Genomic DNA, 16653 nt, shown 5'->3' with positions numbered 1-16653 from the left:
CGTGAGCACTGCTCGTGGACGCTTCAGCCGGCGATGTGGGCCGCATAGCCCGAGGCGTCCAGCAGGCCCTCAGTCGGGTCGCCCGCGACGCGGATGCGCAGCAGCCACCCCTCGCCATAGGGATCGCCGTTGATGGTCTCCGGGGTGCTGTCGAGTGTCTCGTTGCGCTCCACGACCTCGCCATCGACGGGCGAGAAGACATCCGACACCGACTTGGTCGACTCCAGCTCGCCGATGACCGAACCGGATGCGACGGCCTCGCCCACCTCCGGCAGCTCGACGAAGACGATGTCACCGAGCTGATCCTGCGCGTAGTGGGTCACTCCCACGGTCACGACATCGCCGTCCGGGCGAACCCACTCGTGTTCGCGGCTGTAGTGCAGGTCCTCAGGGATCACGGTGTCTCCTCCGGGTCGGTCGATGCGGGTCGAGCGTACTGGGCTTCGGTCGCGTCAGCCAAGGCAGTGATCGTCAACCGCTCGCGCCGCTCGACGCTCACGGTACCGCCCTTCGACTCGACCCGGTCGGCGAGTCCGCCGCGGAAGTACACGGCCTCGTCCAGCGTGTGCGGGTCGCCGATCGCCTCGATCACGAAGGGCGGCTCCAGCAGGCGTCCACCCACGCGGATGCCGTCGCGGTCGTCCAGGAAGTAGGTATTGGCGACGACCCGTGCGGTGCCGTTGACCGCCAGGACCTCGGCTCCCGCGTCACGGAGCTCCTCGATCGCGTCGAGCAGGACCGCGGCGGTCATGACCTCCTGGCCCCCGTCGATGTCGACGGCGATCCCCGGTCCCGCGGCGGGAGCCGTTCCCGCGAGGATCGCGAGCTCATCGGCGCGCTTGCGGGCCGCCTGCTCGGCCTGCTCGTCACTGGCCGTGGAGTCGCGCAGCTCGTCGCGTGTCTCGGTCAACTCTGCGATCTGGCGCGACAGGCGTTGGTTCGAGGCGTCGAGGGACTTCAGCAACTCGCCGAGCTCGGCACCGCGGACACCGGCGAAGTCACGCTGCTCGTCCTCCCGCCATTGGGCCACGATCGCGAACCCGAGGGCACCGACGAGCAGCGCGATCAACAACTGCATCGGGCGCGTCACCCTGCGGCGCCGCTCACGCATGGAAGATCTGCCTACGAATCGCCGCGGCATTGGCGAAGATGCGGATGCCGAGCACGACGATGACGCCGGTGGACAGCTGGGAGCCCACACCGAGTTGGTCGCCGAGGAAGACCATCGCGGCGGCGATCAGCACATTCGAGACGAAGGACACCACGAAGACCCGGTCATCGAAGCGCTTCTCGCCCATCGCCCGTGCCGCGCCGACCACGGCATCGAGCGCCGCGATGATCGCGATCGGCACATAGGGCTGCAGCGGGGCGGGCACCGTGGGCTGCAGCACCAGGCCGGCCGCGATACCGATCGCCAGACCGATGACGGGGATCATGGCGCCTCCTCCAGCTTCGTCGCCTGGTTCAGACGCAGACGCGTGTCGGGCGCCGCAGGGAGTCGCAGCGTCTCGGCCTCCTCGATTGTCCAGGAGACCCCGCTCTCGGCCGAGCGATGATCCCAGTGGCGACCGGAGGGATTGGCGCGCAACCTCTCCCCCAGGCTCGCCGGACCGATCGCCGCGATCTCGTAAGGCTCGTTGATGGGTCGGAAGTTGACCGTCACCGACTCCCCCGCCCACCGGATCGCCGTGGTGCTGGCGAGACGCTGTCCGTTGATCGACACCGCCTCCGCGCCGGCGTACCACAGGCCGTTCGCCAGCAGTTGCAGGTCCTGATCGGTGATCTCGCCGCCGACCCCCTCACCGGATGTCGCGGTCACCGTGATCCCAGGACCCTCGACCGGCATCGCCGCGGCCGCGATCGCACCCTGCTCACCGCCGGCGCCCGGCACCGCGGCCTCGGTCCGCAGACCCTCGACCTCTGCTGTGAGCTCCTCGATCCGCGCGCGCTGCGATGCCACCAGATCCTCCCGTTGGTCGATGTCGCTGATGACCGCAGCGCGCTCGAGGTCGCTGGCGGGCTGCCCGACCCGTGTCTGCACCGCCGCCGTGGCGATGAGCAGACCGAAGGCCAGCATGGTGACCGCCGAGAGGGCGCGCGCCCGCCGTGGCGGACGATCATGCGGGGCGTAGTACTCGTCCTCCAGCGCGGTGTCCCAGATCCGGTCCAGCAGGGACTCGGCCCCTTGCGGCCCCGTCCGCGGGCCCTCGGTCATGTCGAGCGCACCGCGGGCGTGGCGGACATCAGGTGCCGCAGCTGGAAGGTGTAGAGGATGCCCGCCCACCAGTACAGGCCGACACCCCAGATCGTGAACGCCCAGCCGAAGACATTGGCCAGATCGGCCACGACGCCGACACCGTCGCCGAGCAGCAGCAGCGGGAAGGCGTAGAGCAGGCCGGCCGTCGCCGCCTTGCCGAGGAAGTGGACGGGGAGAGCACTGTAGCCGCGGGTGCGCAGGAACGGGATCAGCGAGAACAGCAGCACATCGCGCAACGGCAGGATGATCGCCAACCACCACGGGATGATGTCGCGCAGGCCGAGGCCGACGACGACCGCGAGGATGTAGAGCCGGTCGGCGACCGGGTCGAGGATCGCCCCCAGACGAGAGGTCTGCCCGAGCGAACGGGCGATCTTGCCGTCGAGATAGTCCGTGATGCCCGAGACGACGAGCACCGCCAGCGCCGCGACATCCCACTGCGGCCCGAGCACCAGCCACAGGAAGACCGGGACCAGGGCGATCCGCACGAAGCTCAAGAGGTTGGGAACGGTGAATATCCGTTCGCTACTGCGCTCGGTCACCCGACCTCCTTCGTCAGCTCGCCGATGTCTGCAGAACAGCCTAGGGTATCGGGCCTTGCGCGGTCCGCACGCGCCGCCGGGTGATCCCGGTCTTGCGAGTCGGGGAAGGACTGAGAGACTGAGGGTGTTACTTCCCCCATAACGCTCTGACGCGAGCCGCCGAGGCTCGCGCGATAGAAGGAGGACGCGTGGCTGAGTACACTTTGCCGGATCTGCCCTATGATTACGGGGCGTTGGACCCGCATATCTCGGGCAAGATCATGGAGCTGCATCACGACAAGCACCATCAGAACTACGTCAACGGCCTGAACACCGCGCTGGAGAAGCTCGAAGAGGCCCGCGCGAACGAGAAGTTCGACACCGTGAACATGCTGGAGAAGAACCTGGCGTTCAACCTCGGCGGCCACATCAACCACTCGATCTTCTGGAAGAACCTGTCCCCGGACGGTGGCGACAAGCCCACCGGCGAGCTCGCGGCCGCGATCGAGGACAACTTCGGCTCCTTCGACGCCTACCGGGCCCAGTTCGAGCAGGTCGCCCTCGGCATCCAGGGATCGGGGTGGGCCATCACCGCCTGGGACACCCTCGGACAGCGTCTGGTGATCGTCCAGCTCTATGACCAGCAGTCCAATATCCCCGCGACGCTGATCCCGATCTCCCAGCTCGACATGTGGGAACACGCCTTCTACCTGGACTACCTCAACGTCAAGGGCGACTACGTCAAGGCCTTCTGGAATATCGCCAACTGGGCCGACGCCCAAGAACGCTTCACCGCCGCCACCACCGGCGGACAGATCATCTTCTGACCCGCACGCGTTGAGTGGGGGGGGAACCTCCCTGGACGGAGCTCTGCGGAGTCTTTGAGTGTGACGTTTGGACGGCGAAAACAGTCATTTGACCGTCCAAACGTCACACTCAACGCGAAGACGAGTGACAAGTGCCGGCGCCCGCCCCACCTGAGGCGGGCGCCGTCGTCATTCCCGATCGAGCGACTCGAGGTACGCGTTGTAGCGCTCGAGCTCGGCATCGGCATCCCGGTCGGCCTGGCGATCGTGACGGCTCGCCTCCCGCGCGTCCGATCGGACCCACTGGACGAAGATCGCGATCAACACCAGGACGAGAGGGACCTCGCCAGTCGCCCAGGCGATCCCGCCGCCGACGTACTGATCGTGCAGCAGGTCGGTCGCATAGGGCCGGTCGAGCACCTCGTAGAAGCTCTCGGCGATCACATAGCTGGCACTCATGACCGCCACCGAGAAGAAAGCGTGGAAGGGGATCGAGACCATCAGCAGCCCGAAGCGCACGAGCGCCGGCACAGGGCGCGGAGAAGGGTCGACCCCGATGACGACGTAGTAGAAGAGCACTCCAGCCAGCAGGAAGTGCAATTCCATGAACACATGTCCGGAATGCGACTGCATGAGCGTACCGAAGAGATCGCTGAAGTAGAGCACATAGAGACTGCCCATGAAGATCGCGGCCGAGACCACCGGATGGGTGAAGAAGCGCGCGACCCGCGAGTGCAGGAAGGCCATCAGCAGAGCCCGCGGCGACTGCTCACCCGGCCGCCGGGCACCGGGCAGCGTCCGCAGCGCGAGGGTCATGGGCGCCGCGAGCACCAGGAAGATCGGCGCGATCATCGACAGCATCATGTGCGACACCATGTGCCAGCTGAACATCACGTGCGAGTACTGACCGATACCACCGAAGGTCGCCCACGCCACGATGACGACCCCGGTGAACCATGAGGCCGTGCGGGCGATGGGCCAACGGTCGCCGCGCCGGTGCAGCACGATGAGTCCCCAGGCGTAGAGCGAGACCGCGAAAGCGACGAAGGCGAGCCCGAATCCGTTCGGATTGAATCCCAGGAAGATCTCGCGCACGCTCGGCGGGGGCGGCATCGGCCCGCCGAGCAGACGCTCGGCGGGGGTCTGGAGGACATCCTCCCCGACGGGGGTCGGTGTCCGCGAGAGGACCACGGCCACGGCGATCGTCGCGACCATGATGAAGACCTCGGTCACCGCGAGTCTCGCGAATCCTGCCCCCCGGGCGACGATGCGCCGTCGCTGGGCCCATCCGAAGACGCCGAGCGCCACGAAGGCGACCGTCTTGACCACCACGAGCGCGCCGTAGTCGGTGGCGATCTCGCTCCAGCTGCCGAGACGGATCGAGGCGTTGACGACCCCGGACACGCCTACGGTGGCGAAGGCCCACAGCGCGATGGTGGAATAACGCTCGACTGCCTCGTCGAGGCGTCGGCTGCCACGCAGGGCGACCCAGCCGAGCGCGAGGAGTCCACCGACCCACACCATCACGCCGAGCAGGTGCAGCATCAGACTGAACACGGCCAGCGTGTGCGAGCCGGCATTGGCGGCGTGGCCGGCGAGGGCGACGGGGACGACCGCCGCCAGGGCGATGCCGAGGGTCACGGCCAGCGGGCGGATCCCGAGGGTCCAACGGCACGTCACCGCGACGATGAAGGCACCGAGAGCCTGCAGAGCGAGTGCCCTGCCTGGCCCGAAGTCCAGCACGAAGGAGGCGATCAGATCGATATTCAGATCACCGAGGGTCCGGGCGAAGACATCGGCCACATTGAGCACGAGCAGGATGGCCGACGCCGTCCCCCAGGTGAACGCGAACCACGACGCGATCCGCACCGCCTGGACCGAGAGTCCCTCGAGACGCGGGCCGGACGGCAGCAGAATGACGGCCGTGAGCAGGAATCCGGTGGTGGCGAGGGAGGCGATATCGGCCGTGAGCCGGGCGACGGGGAGTCCCCAGCCGACCAGCTGACCGGGATCAGGGATCCCCGGCGGGGCCGGCTCAGGTGCGTTGCCCGGGATCATCAAGGCGAGTGCCACGACGGCGAGCGCCACGATGAGGCCCGCGGCAGCGAGCCGGACCGTCTGTCTCATCGCGGGTCCCTCTCCCGCCGGCCGCCGCGGGCGAGCACGACCGCGATCACCAGCACCAACACGACGATCCCGGCCCAGGGCCAGGGCGTGCCCCAGATGCTCTCGTCCTCCTGCGCGCCCTGGCCGATCGGCTCATCGTTGACCTCGGCGGTGGGTACCGAGAAACGGGTGCTGCCTTCCAGCACGCCGCTCCCTGCCGGGACGCGGTAGGCGACCAGCCAGTCGCGCCCCGCGGTCTCGACACCCGAGAGGTCTACGACGACGCGGTCGCCCTCGACCACCGGGTCACCTGCCGGCAACGTCACCGGATGGCCGTCCACGACGACGCTCGCGTAGGCGGGATCGCTCACCGGCTCGTCGAAGGTGAAGGTGACGGCCGACGGCACATCGTCCAGCTCGGCGCCATCACCGGGATCGACGGACACAGGGCCTTCGGATGTCGCGGCCGCCGGGGTGCCGAGCAGCAGCACGGTCGCGGCGAGCGACAGGATCAACAGACGGCGGCGCGCCGCGGACATGACGACTCCAGAGGAAGAGGTAGGGGCACCTCGAGGATACCGGCGTGCTGGTCTCGACCGATCAGCCTGCCTAGTGTGGGGCCATGACCGATACGCAGCAGACGGCCGAGTACATCGCTCGCGACGAGCGCTGGGGTGCGCACAACTACCACCCCCTGCCCGTCGTGATCTCCGAGGCGGAGGGTGCCTGGGTCACCGATGTCGACGGACGCCGGTATCTGGACTTCCTCTCCGGATACTCCGCACTGAACTTCGGCCACCGCAATCGGCGGCTGATCGACGCGGCTCACCAGCAGCTCGACCGGCTCACCCTCACCTCCCGGGCCTTCCACAACGACCAGTTCGGTCTCTTCTGCGAGGAGCTCGCCGACCTGACCGGCACCGAGATGGTGCTGACGATGAACACCGGTGCCGAAGCGGTCGAGTCGGCCATCAAGATCGCCCGGAAATGGGCCTATGAGATCAAGGGGGTGGAGACCGACCGGGCCGAGATCATCGTCGCCACCCATAACTTCCACGGCCGCACCACCACGATCATCTCCTTCTCCGATGACCCGGCCGCGCATGACAACTACGGGCCGTTCACTCCCGGCTTCGTGACCGTCCCCTATGGCGACGCCTCCGCGGTGCGCGCCGCCATCGGCCCCAACACCGCCGCGGTGCTGATGGAGCCGATCCAGGGTGAGGCGGGAGTCATCGTCCCGCCCGCGGGGTTCTGGTCCGATGTCCGCAGTGCCTGCGATGAGAACAATGTCCTGCTGGTAGCGGACGAGATCCAGTCCGGGCTGGCCCGCACCGGCACGCTGTTCGCGCTCGATCACGAGGGCGTCCGTGCCGACCTGTACACGCTCGGCAAGGCGCTCGGGGGAGGCATCATCCCGGTCTCGGCGGTCGTGGGACGTGCCGATGTGCTCGGCGTGCTGAAGCCGGGCCAGCACGGTTCGACCTTCGGCGGCTACCCCGTGGCCTGCGCAGTCGGCCGGGCCGTCGTGGAGCTGCTCTCCACCGGTGAGTTCCAGCAGCGGGCCAAGGAGCTGGGCGAGCACCTGCACGCGGGGCTGCGCTCTCTCGAGGGCAAGGGGATCTCGGCGGTACGTGGACGTGGACTCTGGGCCGGGGTCGACATCGACCCGCGCGCCAAGACCGGCCGCGAGGTCTCGATGCTGCTGCGTGATCGGGGTGTGCTCTGCAAGGAGACCCACGAGCGGACCCTGCGCATGGCTCCCCCGCTGGTGATCGAACGCGAGGAGATCGACCAGGCACTCGCGGCGCTCGCCGAGGCCCTCGATGAGTAGGCCGGGCGCGTTGGCCCGCCAGAACGCCAAGCTGACCGTCGTCGGGGCGGGGAGCGTCGGCACGAGCCTGGCCTATGCTGCGCTCATCCGCGGTATCGCCCGCGAGGTGGCGCTGTACGACATCGACGAGGCGAAGGTCGAGGCCGAGGTCCTCGACCTCGCCCACGGCACGCAGTTCACGGGCGCCAGCCAGGTGACCGGGGGCGCAGATCCGGCGGTGGCAGCGGGATCGCAGCTCGTGATCATCACGGCCGGGGCGAAGCAGAAGCCCGGACAGACCCGGCTCGATCTGGCCGAGACGAATGTCGGCATCCTGCGCACCCTCCTGCCGACGCTGCTCGAGTACGCCCCCGACGCGGTCTACTGCATCGTCACCAATCCGTGCGACGTGCTCACCGTCGCTGCGCAGCAGATCAGCGATCTGCCCACCGCGCGCATCTTCTCCTCCGGCACCGTGCTCGACACGTCGCGACTGCGTAGACTGCTCGCCGACCGGGCGGGCGTCTCCGCCTCGAGTGTCCACGCCGATATCGTCGGTGAGCACGGCGATTCGGAGTTCGCCCTCTGGTCGCAGGCGCGCATTGGACCGGTGCCGATCCTGGACTGGGTATCGCCGGATGGCGACCACTTCTCCTATGGCGAGCTGGAGCGCCTCACCGATGACGTCCGCGGCGCCGCCTATCGGGTCATCGAGGGCAAGGGCGCGACCAACTACGCGATCGGTCTCGCCGGAGCGCGGATCGCTCAGGCGATCCTGCACGATGAGCACGCCGTGCTGCCGGTGAGCACAGTGCACCGGGGCTACCGGGGACTCCACGGGGTGGCGTTGTCGGTTCCGAGCGTCGTCACGGCGCGCGGAGTGGAGCACGTGCTGGACCTGACCATGTCGGCCGCCGAGGAGCGTGGTCTCCACGCCTCGGCAGAGGCGCTCCTCGCCACTCAGCGCACCCTCGGCCTCTAAGGCCTCCGGCCCACCTTCTGCCGGGTTGTGGCCCTCTCTCGCCCTCGAAAAGGGCCACAACCCGGCAAAAGTCGGACCTGTACGGTCAGGTGGGCCAGGCGAGCGGAAGCAGGTGGTCGGTGCTGAGCGGGGCGATCGGGAGGCGCTCGAGGTCGGCCGGCTCGATCCAGCGCAGCTCCTCGATCTCGGCGGCGATGACGACCTCGGGTCCCCGGACATCCACGAGGAATGCCTCCGCCTCGACCTGATGGTCTGGCTCGTTGGCCGCCTCAGCGACGAAGCGCCCGACATAGGTCAGCTCATCGGGTGCCAGCTCGAGGGACAGCTCCTCGGCCAGCTCGCGTCGGATCGTGTCCAAGGCCGTCTCCCCCGGCTCCGGCTTGCCACCGGGTTGCATGAACATCGACGTGCCGCGCTTGCGGACGGTGAGCACCCGGTCCTGATCGTCGAGGATGATCGCCGCTGCGACTCGTACAACGCGCTGCTCCACCCCCCGAGCATCCCATCACCGCTCACGGTCATGACACGTGGGAGCCCCCCGGACGATGTGCTTCCGCGGTCGCCATCACAACCACAGAAGCACATCCTCCGTCATCACGGGGCAGAGATGAGCTGGCTGCAGTTCGCCCCGCCGTGTGGACGCTGAGCCACGGTCCGGGGCCGGGGGAACCCGCGAAGGGCCGGGGACGGGCATCGCTGCGCGTCCCCGGCCCTTCGTCAGGCAGCTCAGGCCTCGTCGTCGAGCGCCTTGGCGACCCGGCGATGGGCCTCCCAGATCTCCTCCGGCAGACCCTCGAACTGGTTGAGGTGCTCCTCGCGGAAGCCCATCTCCTGACGCCAACGATCGACGTCGATCGTCAGGATGCGGTCCAGATCCTCCTGCGGGAGGTCCAGGCCTTCGAGGTTCAGTTCCTCCTCGGTCGGCAGGACGCCGACAGCGGTACGACGGCCCTCGACCTGGCCGTTCTTGTACTGCATGAGCCACAGCAGCGCCCGCAGGTTCTCGCGGTAACCGGGCCACAGGAAGTGGCCGTCCTCGGCATCGCGCTGGAACCAGTTGACGTGGGCGAAGACCGGCTTCTCGCTGGCCCGGCCGATGACCTCAAGCCAGTGAGCGGCGTAGTCGGCCTCCGGGTAGGACATGAACGGCCGCATCGACATCGGGTCGTAGCGCAACTGACCGTCCAGGCCGTCGGCCGCGAAGGTGGCCTCGGCGCCCAATGTCAGACCGTCGTAGACGCCCTCGGCGACATCATCGATCGCGCGGATCAGCGGCTCACGGTCACGTGTACGACCACCGAAGATGATGCCGTGGATCTCGACGCCCTTCGGGTCCTCGTAGTCCTTGGCGACATTCGGCACATTGGCCATCGTCGTGGTGAAGCGGCTGTTCGGGTGCGCCCACGGCTCGTCAGCCTGCTCAGGCGTGCGATCGGCGATCGCCTCACCCTTCCAGTCGTGCCAGCCGTCGAGATCGGCCGGAGGGTTCTTCGTCTTGCCCTCCCACCAGACCTCCTGGGTCTTGACGTTGTAGGCCACATTCGTGAAGATCGCGCCGCTACCGGGCCGGATCGAGTCCAGCGCCGTGGGGTTGGTCGCCTCGTTGGTGTCCTTGGCCACGCCGAAGACACCGTTCTCCGGGTTCATCCCGTAGAGCTTGCCGTCCTCGCCGATCCACAGCCAGGCGATGTCGTCGCCGTAGAACTCGACGTAGTACCGGTCGCCCAGCGCGTCGGGGGCCAACGTCATCGCAAGATTCGTCTTGCCCGAGGCGCTCGGGAAGCCGCCACAGATATTGTACTTCTCGCCGGTCTCCTTGTCGGTGATGCCCAACAGCATGAACTGCTCGACGAGGAAGCCGTTCTTCCAGCCGTCATAGGAGCCCTGGCGCAGACCATGGGCGATCTTGCCGAGTAGCGCGTTGCCGCCATAGGACGAGCCGAAGTGCAGGATCGTGCGCTCGTCGGCGACCGTCACGAAGTAGCGCTTGTCGTCCGGGGTGCCCTGGCCGAGGTTCGGCAGGTCGCCCGTGACGTGCACGGCCCGCACGAATGAGTCGCCCAGGTCGTTGATGTACTCCGCTCCCACGCGGGCCATGCGGATCATCTGCATGACGACCGACCGGTTGTCGGTCAGCTCGACGCCCGCGGCGAACTTCGCCAGCGGGGAGCCCTTGGGCGACATGAGGTACGGGATCACGTACATCGTCTTGCCCGCTGAGGCACCGGTCATCAGCTCGATGAGCTTGGGCTTCATCTCGCTCGCCGGACGCCAGTTGTTGTAGATGCCCTTGTCCGCCGGATCGTTCGTCGCGACGATCGTGCGCTCCTCGGAGCGCGCTGTGTCCTTGTAATAGGACTGCGAGTAGTACAGACCCTCTCCCGCCGGCTTGAACTCGCCCGATTCCAGGGCTTCGGCGACCAGCCGCGCATCATCGGCGGCGCTGACGACCTCGATCCGATCGGGCGTCGTGACCGCCGCCCACTCCTTCACGTACTCGCGCACGTGCGGGTTCGTCAGACCGGCTTCGTCCAGGACCTTGTCCACATCGACCATCGGCTTGTCTCTGTCCTCTCGTACGAACACCCACCGCCCCAGTCGCTCCAGTCTCGACTGTGATCGGCGTTCTACTTGGTGGGCACACTACCCGACCCCCGGGGTCGCCAGACGGCCGGATGTGACGGAGAGTACTCAGGCCTGGGAGTCGAGCGCTGCCACGACCTCATCGACGGCCGTAGGAGGTCCCGCGACGGACCATGTGACCGGTCCCACATCGAACTGTCGGGTCGCTCCACCGACCCCGGCGACCAGTGCCGCTCCGGGCAGCCAGTCCCAGGTCGGGACGCTGTGCTGAAACCAGCAGCCGAGCAGGCCGGTGGCGACGCCGACGAGGTCCATCGAACCCGATCCCAGCATGCGCAGGGTGGCCGGTAGGGACGCGGCGCGCATGAAGGCGTCCGCGATCTCCGGTTCGCGCAGCCGCGGAGGATGCAGATAGGTGGCGGCGCTGATGCCCGCGAGCGGGAGATCGGGAATCGGGCCGGCGGGCAGCCCGTTCACGGTGGTGGGGCGTTTCGGGCCGCCGACGTAGACATCTCCGGTCGACGCGTGCGCCACCGCCCCGAGCACGAGCTCGTCGCCGTCGACGAGGGCGATGGCCGAGCACCAGTAGTCTGAGCCGGAGGCGAAGTTATAGGTGCCATCGACCGGGTCGATGATCCACCGGCGCCCGCTCGTGCCCTCAGCGGCCGCACCCTCCTCCCCCAGGATCCCGTCCTCGGGGCGTGCGCCGGCCAGAGTCTCCACCATATGACGTTCGGCCGCTGTGTCGGCGGAGGTGACGATGTCCGAGATCGAGGTCTTCTGCATGATGCGCAGATCACTCTCCGAACGCATGCGGGCGGCGAGACCCGCCGCCTCGCTGACGAGCGAGGCCGCCAGCCGCGCGTCGTCAGTCATCCGCGTGCCCCGTCAGCTGCTGCTCGATCCGCTCGACCTTGGCCGTCAGCTGACCGTCGTGCCCGGGCCGGATATCGGCCTTCAGGACCAGGCTCACCCGTGGGTGCTTCTCGGTGAGGGCGTCGACACAGGACTTGACGACGGCCATCACCTCGTCCCAGTCCCCCTCGAGATTGGTGAACATCGCGTTGGTCTCGTGTGGGAGACCTGAGGCGCGGACGATGCGAACCGCCTCCGCGACGGCCACCGAGACGCTGCCGGAATCGTCCGGGGTCATGGGAGAGATGCTGAAGGCGACGAGCATGTCTCCATCGAAGCACGCCGGTCCAGCCGGGTCCTACCGGGTCGGATGCGCTCAGCGACGCCCGAACAGGACCACGGCATCGTCGATCGTCGCCTCCTGCCCGTCCGGACCGGTGACGGCGCGCGGACGGTTCTCCGCGACCAGGACCTCCCAGTCCCGGGACGGCAGGTCGAGTGCGGTGACCTCCTCCTCCGCACGGCGCAGAGCCGGGCCGTGCCAGTCATGGTCCCTAGCCCAGGGCGGCGGCGAGGCATGGGACACCACGAGAAGATGTCCACCCGGTGCAATGCTGCCGGTGAGCTGGCGCAGCACCTCATCACGAGGGAGCTCAACCGGGGACTGGAAGAAGCAGGCCGCGATCAGGTCGACTTGTCCAGCAGGCTTCCAGACAGCGAGATCGGCGCTGACCCAGTCGATGCGGTCGGTATCGATCCCCGCATCGTCGGCAGCCCGCGCTGCGCGGTCCAGGGCGACCTGGGAGATGTCCACAGCGGTGACCTGCCAGCCCTGTCGCGCCAGCCAGATCGCGTCGCCACCTTCGCCAGCCCCGAGATCGAGGGCCCGCCCCGGTGGCATGTCCTCGACCACGTCGACGAGGGCGGCATTCGGGCGCCCCGACCAGGACTGCTCCCGCTCGCCGTACCGCTGGTCCCAGAAGTCCCGCACCTCGTCGCTCATGTCACCAGTCTGGCACTGCCCCCGGCTCAGGCCGGGAGCGGTGAGTTATGCACCCGTCGTCGCGACCTCAACCCAAAGAGCGGTGAGCAGAGCACGCCTCGAGCGCGTCGAAAGGTGCATAACCCACCGCTCACGCCGTCGAAACGTGCGTAGGTCACCGCCTTGGGACGCGGGAGCGTCACGAGGGGTCCAGTGCGGCGATCTTGGCCTCGATCACGCGGCGTTGGGGCCCGTCTGGCAGCAGCTCGACGGCCCGACGCAGTTCCGCGCCGGCCTCGTCTCTGCGACCCGCTCGCAGCAACAGCTCGCCGCGCACGCTCGGCACCAGATAGGAGGACCGCAGAACCGTGAGATCCGCCTCGTCGAGGAGCCGCAGGCCCACGAGAGGGCCACTCGCCATCGCCACGGCGACGGCGCGGTTCACCGTCACCACCGGATTGCCCGTCAGCTGCTCCAGCGCCTCGTAGAGCGCGACGATTTCGTGCCAGTCAGTCGTGTCGGTGCTCGATGCGCGCGCATGGCAGGCCGCGATAGCCGCCTGCAGCGCGTACGGGCCCCGGCCCCGGCCGAGAGCGTCGGAGTGCGCCAGGGCGCGTAGACCCCGGTCGATATGACCCCGATTCCAGCGGGTCCGATCCTGATCCTCCAGGAGCACCGGTGTGCCGTCGGCTCCGCGGCGGGCAGCAAACCGCGATGTCTGCAGTTCCATCAACGCGACCAGGGCCTGGACCTCGGGCTCGCGCGGCACCAGCGAGACGAGGATCCGTCCGAGCCGCAGCGCCTCACCGGCGATATCGCGACGAACCCATTTCTCACCGGAGCTCGCCGCGTAGCCCTCGGTGAACATCAGATACACCACCGACGTCACCGCGCTCAGCCGTTCGGGCCACTCCCCCGGATCCGGGATCTCGAAGGGCACCCGCGCCGCGGCGAGCGAACGCTTGGCCCGGACCACGCGCTGCTGGACCGTCGAGACCGGTACGAGCAACAGCCGGGCGATCTCCTCGCTCGACAAGCCGGCTACGACGCGCAAAGTCAGCACGACCCGGGCGTCCCGGCTCAACACCGGGTGGCAGGCGGCGAAGACGAGCTTGAGCACGTCATCGCGGATGGGCTTCCAGTCGTGCTCCACCGTCTCGCTCAGATCGCGGCCGATATCGCGGTAACGTTCGTCCAGCCGTTCGCGCCGCCGCCACCCGTCGATCGCGCGGCGCTTGGCGACCGCGGTGAGCCAGGCCCCCGGATTCCGCGGAACGCCACCCGCCGGCCACTGCGCGAGCGCCTCGGTGAGCGCATCCTGCGCAAGGTCCTCGGCCAGGCCGACATCGCCCACCATCCGGGCGAGGGTGGCGACGACCTGGGCGCCCTCGATGCGCCAGATCGCGTCGAGGGCGCGGCGGAGGTCGTCGCTCCCGCCGCCGGCCTGCTGATCGCTCACTGCGTGCCGAGCTGCTCGCGCCAGCCCTCCTCCTTCTGGACGTACTCGTTATCGGCGTAGTCGGCAAAATCGGTCTCGTCGGTGACTCGGCGTACCTCCAGCTTCACACCCGCGCCGAGGGGTGCCCGCGTAGCCCATTCGACCGCCTCCTCACGGCTGGCGACCTGCAGGATCCAGAACCCGTTGAACAACTCGTGGGTCTCGCCATAAGGGCCGTCGGAGACGATCGGGGCCTCGGCGGAGAAGTCGACCACGAAGCCCTCGCTCGCATCGGTGAGGCCCTCACCTGCGACGAGGACTCCGGCGTTCATCATCTCCTCGTTGTAGCGCCCCATCTGATTGATGATCTCTTCGAAGTCCATCTCGTCGGACGCGGCAATCGCCTCATCGCTCGAACGCATGATCAGCATGTACTTCATCGGGTCCAACCCTTCATCCGGGGCGCTGCCTCCCAGCGCCCTCTATCCAGACGTCGAACGGCGCGGCCCAGGATCGACATCGCGCGAGAAACTCTCTCAGATCCGCGCGCGAAGCTCTACTGTTCGGGCGGCAACGGCAGTCGCCGAGCGCTGGCGAAGCAGCGCGGGACGCCGTCGACGGGGTCCGCGAAGCGCAGCTCGCTGGCGAGCAGCTGCAGGGGGCGGGTGAAGTCATCGGGGTCAGTGCGGGTGATCTCGGGATACAGCGGGTCGTCGACGATGGGCACGCCGAGTCCGGCGAGATGCAATCGCAGCTGGTGTGTACGTCCGGTGCGCGGGACGAGCCGGTAGACGCCGTGCCCACCGTGTCGCGCCTCCAGTTCGATATCGGTCTCCGCATTGACCGGTGCGCCGCCGACGACCTTCGCCCGCCACTCGCCTCGGACCTTGTGGATGTGGTTGCGGACCGTCCGAGGCAGGGTGAGCGTATCGTCCACGGGGGCGAGTGCGCGATATACCTTCTCGACGCGACGTTGCTGGAATAGCGACTGGTAGGCGCCCCGCCACCGTCGTTCCGTGACGAGCACCAGCACACCGGAGGTGATGCGGTCCAGGCGATGCGCGGGTGTCAGCTCCGGCAGCCCGAGTGAGGCTCGTAGCCTCACCACGACGCTCTGACGGATGTGCCGACCTCGAGGGATCGTCGCCAGGAAGGGCGGTTTGTCGACCACCACGATCCGCTGGTCGTGGTACAGGATCGGCAGAGCGCCCGGCACCGGCGTCTCCTCACGCAGGTCGCGATGGAACCATACGAAGGTATGCGGCAGATAGGGATCGCCGCCGACCACGGGCCGGCCGCTGTCATAGACGAAACGCTGGTCGCGGAGCATGCCCACGGCATCTACATGGTCCGGGAGGCGGCTCCTCAGCCAGTCCCCCATCGTCGTCCACGGCGCAGGCGCGGTGCGATCACGATCAGGTGTGCGGAGCCAGGCGGCGTCCAAACCGTGTCGCGGCGGCAATGGGGAACGAGGTGGCACCCCGGCATCGTACGGGCTGCCCTGAGGGATGCGGCAGGATGTGACCATGCTGGACGTCGTGCTATACGTGCTCGCCACACTCGGGCTGGTGGTCGTGGCGCTGATGATAGGCGGCGCACTGCGCGTGACGCGGATGCGCCGGAGGCATCGGCGGGCGCTCGCCGCCGCCGGTGTGACTGAGTCGACCGCCGCGACGCTGTTCGGTCTCGCCTCGGAGCGACGACACCAGCGTCCGGGGCCCGGCACACTCGGCCTGAGCGATGACGGCCTGATCTTCGTGCAGATCGCTCCTCAGCGCGAGGTACGGGTACCGCGCGCCGAGATCACCTCGGTCTCGGTGGACACGAGCTTCATGGGCCGGGCGGCGTCCCGGCCGTTGCTGGTGGTGACCTGGGACGCGCAGGGCATGGGCGATGCCGCCGCCTTCGTCGTCCCCGATGCCGAGTCCTGGCGCGGGCGCCTCACCTGAAGGCGGTACGTCGTCAACCCTTCCGTCGCGGCGGAGGTAGCTGGTCGACCCCATCGGTGGACCATGAAGTTGAACGTCCACTCCGGCGAGCGACCGTCGTCACTCTGCGACCACCCGCAGCTCGTGCGTGCCTGCGGGCGTGCCGATCGCGACCACATCGCCGGGGATCAGCTGCCGGCCGCGGCGGGTCTCCGGCTCACCGTTGACCCGCACCTCCCCATCGGCGATGATCGCCGCCGCATGCGAGCCGGACTCGGCGACGCCCGCGAACTTCAGCAGCTGACCCAGCCGGATGACGTCGGACGTGATCGGGATGTCTTCGCTCTCGGCCATGGCTTCTACTGTGCCCTATCCTCGGCCC

At 68.1% G+C, this 16653-nt stretch carries 20 protein-coding genes; 4 read left to right on the top strand and 16 right to left on the bottom strand.

Features of this window, described 5'->3' with window-relative positions:
• Window positions 1-23 precede the first annotated feature (23 nt).
• The 5 genes from gcvH to BHE97_RS06175 are packed head-to-tail and all read right to left on the bottom strand — an operon-like array spanning window position 24 to window position 2799.
• The gene (gene gcvH, locus BHE97_RS06195) at window positions 24-398 is read right to left on the bottom strand and encodes a glycine cleavage system protein GcvH (protein ID WP_087623165.1); all 375 of its coding nucleotides are present in this window, start codon (window positions 396-398) and stop codon (window positions 24-26) included.
• On the bottom strand, window positions 395-1111 hold the full coding sequence (locus BHE97_RS06190) for a DUF881 domain-containing protein (RefSeq protein ID WP_236757547.1): 717 nt from the start codon (window positions 1109-1111) through the stop codon (window positions 395-397). The genes gcvH and BHE97_RS06190 overlap by 4 nt, the downstream gene beginning before the upstream one ends.
• The gene (locus BHE97_RS06185) at window positions 1104-1436 is read right to left on the bottom strand and encodes a small basic family protein (protein ID WP_087623163.1); all 333 of its coding nucleotides are present in this window, start codon (window positions 1434-1436) and stop codon (window positions 1104-1106) included. Before BHE97_RS06185 ends, BHE97_RS06190 begins: the two co-directional genes overlap by 8 nt.
• Entirely contained in the window at window positions 1433-2215 is a 783-nt protein-coding gene (locus BHE97_RS06180) for a DUF881 domain-containing protein (RefSeq protein ID WP_087623162.1), read from the bottom strand. The genes BHE97_RS06185 and BHE97_RS06180 overlap by 4 nt, the downstream gene beginning before the upstream one ends.
• Window positions 2212-2799 (bottom strand): CDP-alcohol phosphatidyltransferase family protein, encoded by a 588-nt coding sequence (locus BHE97_RS06175; RefSeq protein ID WP_087623161.1) that lies wholly within the window; start codon window positions 2797-2799, stop codon window positions 2212-2214. The genes BHE97_RS06180 and BHE97_RS06175 overlap by 4 nt, the downstream gene beginning before the upstream one ends.
• 188 nt (window positions 2800-2987) lie before the next feature.
• Between BHE97_RS06175 and BHE97_RS06170 the strand changes: the two genes are divergently transcribed.
• Window positions 2988-3605 carry a superoxide dismutase gene (locus tag BHE97_RS06170; RefSeq protein WP_087623160.1) on the top strand — a complete coding sequence of 206 codons (618 nt, stop codon included), beginning with the start codon at window positions 2988-2990 and terminating at the stop codon, window positions 3603-3605.
• Window positions 3606-3773: 168 nt separating this feature from the next.
• Here BHE97_RS06170 and BHE97_RS06165 read toward each other — a convergent pair whose 3' ends face one another.
• Together BHE97_RS06165 and BHE97_RS06160 are read right to left on the bottom strand one after the other, a co-directional pair.
• Window positions 3774-5711, bottom strand: a complete 1938-nt coding sequence (locus tag BHE97_RS06165) for a cytochrome c oxidase assembly protein (RefSeq protein ID WP_087623159.1) — start codon at window positions 5709-5711, stop codon at window positions 3774-3776.
• Window positions 5708-6229, bottom strand: coding sequence for a copper resistance protein CopC (locus BHE97_RS06160; protein WP_087623158.1), 522 nt, complete (start codon window positions 6227-6229; stop codon window positions 5708-5710). Before BHE97_RS06160 ends, BHE97_RS06165 begins: the two co-directional genes overlap by 4 nt.
• 83 nt (window positions 6230-6312) lie before the next feature.
• Here BHE97_RS06160 and rocD point away from each other — a divergent pair, with 83 nt between their 5' ends.
• Both rocD and BHE97_RS06150 read left to right on the top strand, forming a co-directional pair.
• Window positions 6313-7524: an ornithine--oxo-acid transaminase gene (gene rocD, locus BHE97_RS06155; RefSeq protein ID WP_087623157.1), complete on the top strand. Its 1212-nt coding sequence runs from the start codon at window positions 6313-6315 to the stop codon at window positions 7522-7524.
• Complete coding sequence (locus BHE97_RS06150; RefSeq protein WP_087623156.1) at window positions 7517-8485, top strand: L-lactate dehydrogenase; 969 nt, start codon at window positions 7517-7519, stop codon at window positions 8483-8485. Before rocD ends, BHE97_RS06150 begins: the two co-directional genes overlap by 8 nt.
• A gap of 85 nt (window positions 8486-8570) precedes the next feature.
• On the opposite strand, the gene BHE97_RS06145 is transcribed toward BHE97_RS06150, so the two are convergent.
• The 8 genes from BHE97_RS06145 to BHE97_RS06110 all read right to left on the bottom strand — a co-directional run bounded on the left by BHE97_RS06145 (window position 8571) and on the right by BHE97_RS06110 (window position 15724).
• On the bottom strand, window positions 8571-8975 hold the full coding sequence (locus BHE97_RS06145; protein WP_087623155.1) for an NUDIX domain-containing protein: 405 nt from the start codon (window positions 8973-8975) through the stop codon (window positions 8571-8573).
• Window positions 8976-9211: 236 nt separating this feature from the next.
• A complete protein-coding gene (locus BHE97_RS06140; RefSeq protein ID WP_087623154.1) occupies window positions 9212-11041 on the bottom strand; it encodes a phosphoenolpyruvate carboxykinase (GTP) in 1830 nt (609 codons plus the stop codon).
• Between the two features lie 135 nt (window positions 11042-11176).
• Window positions 11177-11944 carry an inositol monophosphatase gene (locus tag BHE97_RS06135; protein ID WP_087623153.1) on the bottom strand — a complete coding sequence of 256 codons (768 nt, stop codon included), beginning with the start codon at window positions 11942-11944 and terminating at the stop codon, window positions 11177-11179.
• Window positions 11937-12248 carry an MTH1187 family thiamine-binding protein gene (locus tag BHE97_RS06130; RefSeq protein ID WP_087623152.1) on the bottom strand — a complete coding sequence of 104 codons (312 nt, stop codon included), beginning with the start codon at window positions 12246-12248 and terminating at the stop codon, window positions 11937-11939. Before BHE97_RS06130 ends, BHE97_RS06135 begins: the two co-directional genes overlap by 8 nt.
• Window positions 12249-12299: 51 nt before the next feature.
• Window positions 12300-12926, bottom strand: a complete 627-nt coding sequence (locus BHE97_RS06125; protein ID WP_087623151.1) for a methyltransferase domain-containing protein — start codon at window positions 12924-12926, stop codon at window positions 12300-12302.
• 178 nt (window positions 12927-13104) lie between these two features.
• Window positions 13105-14364: an RNA polymerase sigma factor gene (locus BHE97_RS06120; protein WP_201791332.1), complete on the bottom strand. Its 1260-nt coding sequence runs from the start codon at window positions 14362-14364 to the stop codon at window positions 13105-13107.
• The gene (locus tag BHE97_RS06115) at window positions 14361-14783 is read right to left on the bottom strand and encodes a YciI family protein (protein ID WP_087623149.1); all 423 of its coding nucleotides are present in this window, start codon (window positions 14781-14783) and stop codon (window positions 14361-14363) included. Before BHE97_RS06115 ends, BHE97_RS06120 begins: the two co-directional genes overlap by 4 nt.
• Window positions 14784-14899: 116 nt before the next feature.
• On the bottom strand, window positions 14900-15724 hold the full coding sequence (locus BHE97_RS06110; protein WP_201791337.1) for a pseudouridine synthase: 825 nt from the start codon (window positions 15722-15724) through the stop codon (window positions 14900-14902).
• Window positions 15725-15869: 145 nt separating this feature from the next.
• On the opposite strand from BHE97_RS06110, the gene BHE97_RS06105 reads away from it, so the two are divergent.
• On the top strand, window positions 15870-16292 hold the full coding sequence (locus BHE97_RS06105) for a hypothetical protein (RefSeq protein ID WP_087623147.1): 423 nt from the start codon (window positions 15870-15872) through the stop codon (window positions 16290-16292).
• 99 nt (window positions 16293-16391) lie between these two features.
• On the opposite strand, the gene BHE97_RS06100 is transcribed toward BHE97_RS06105, so the two are convergent.
• Entirely contained in the window at window positions 16392-16625 is a 234-nt protein-coding gene (locus tag BHE97_RS06100; protein ID WP_087623146.1) for an RNA-binding S4 domain-containing protein, read from the bottom strand.
• Between the last annotated feature and the right edge of the window lie 28 nt (window positions 16626-16653).

The organism is Aeromicrobium sp. PE09-221 (genome assembly GCF_002174305.1).
Classification (GTDB): Bacteria; Actinomycetota; Actinomycetes; order Propionibacteriales; family Nocardioidaceae; genus Aeromicrobium.
The sequence above is the reverse complement of the archived record's forward strand: the minus strand, read 5'-3'. Positions and strand labels throughout refer to the sequence as shown.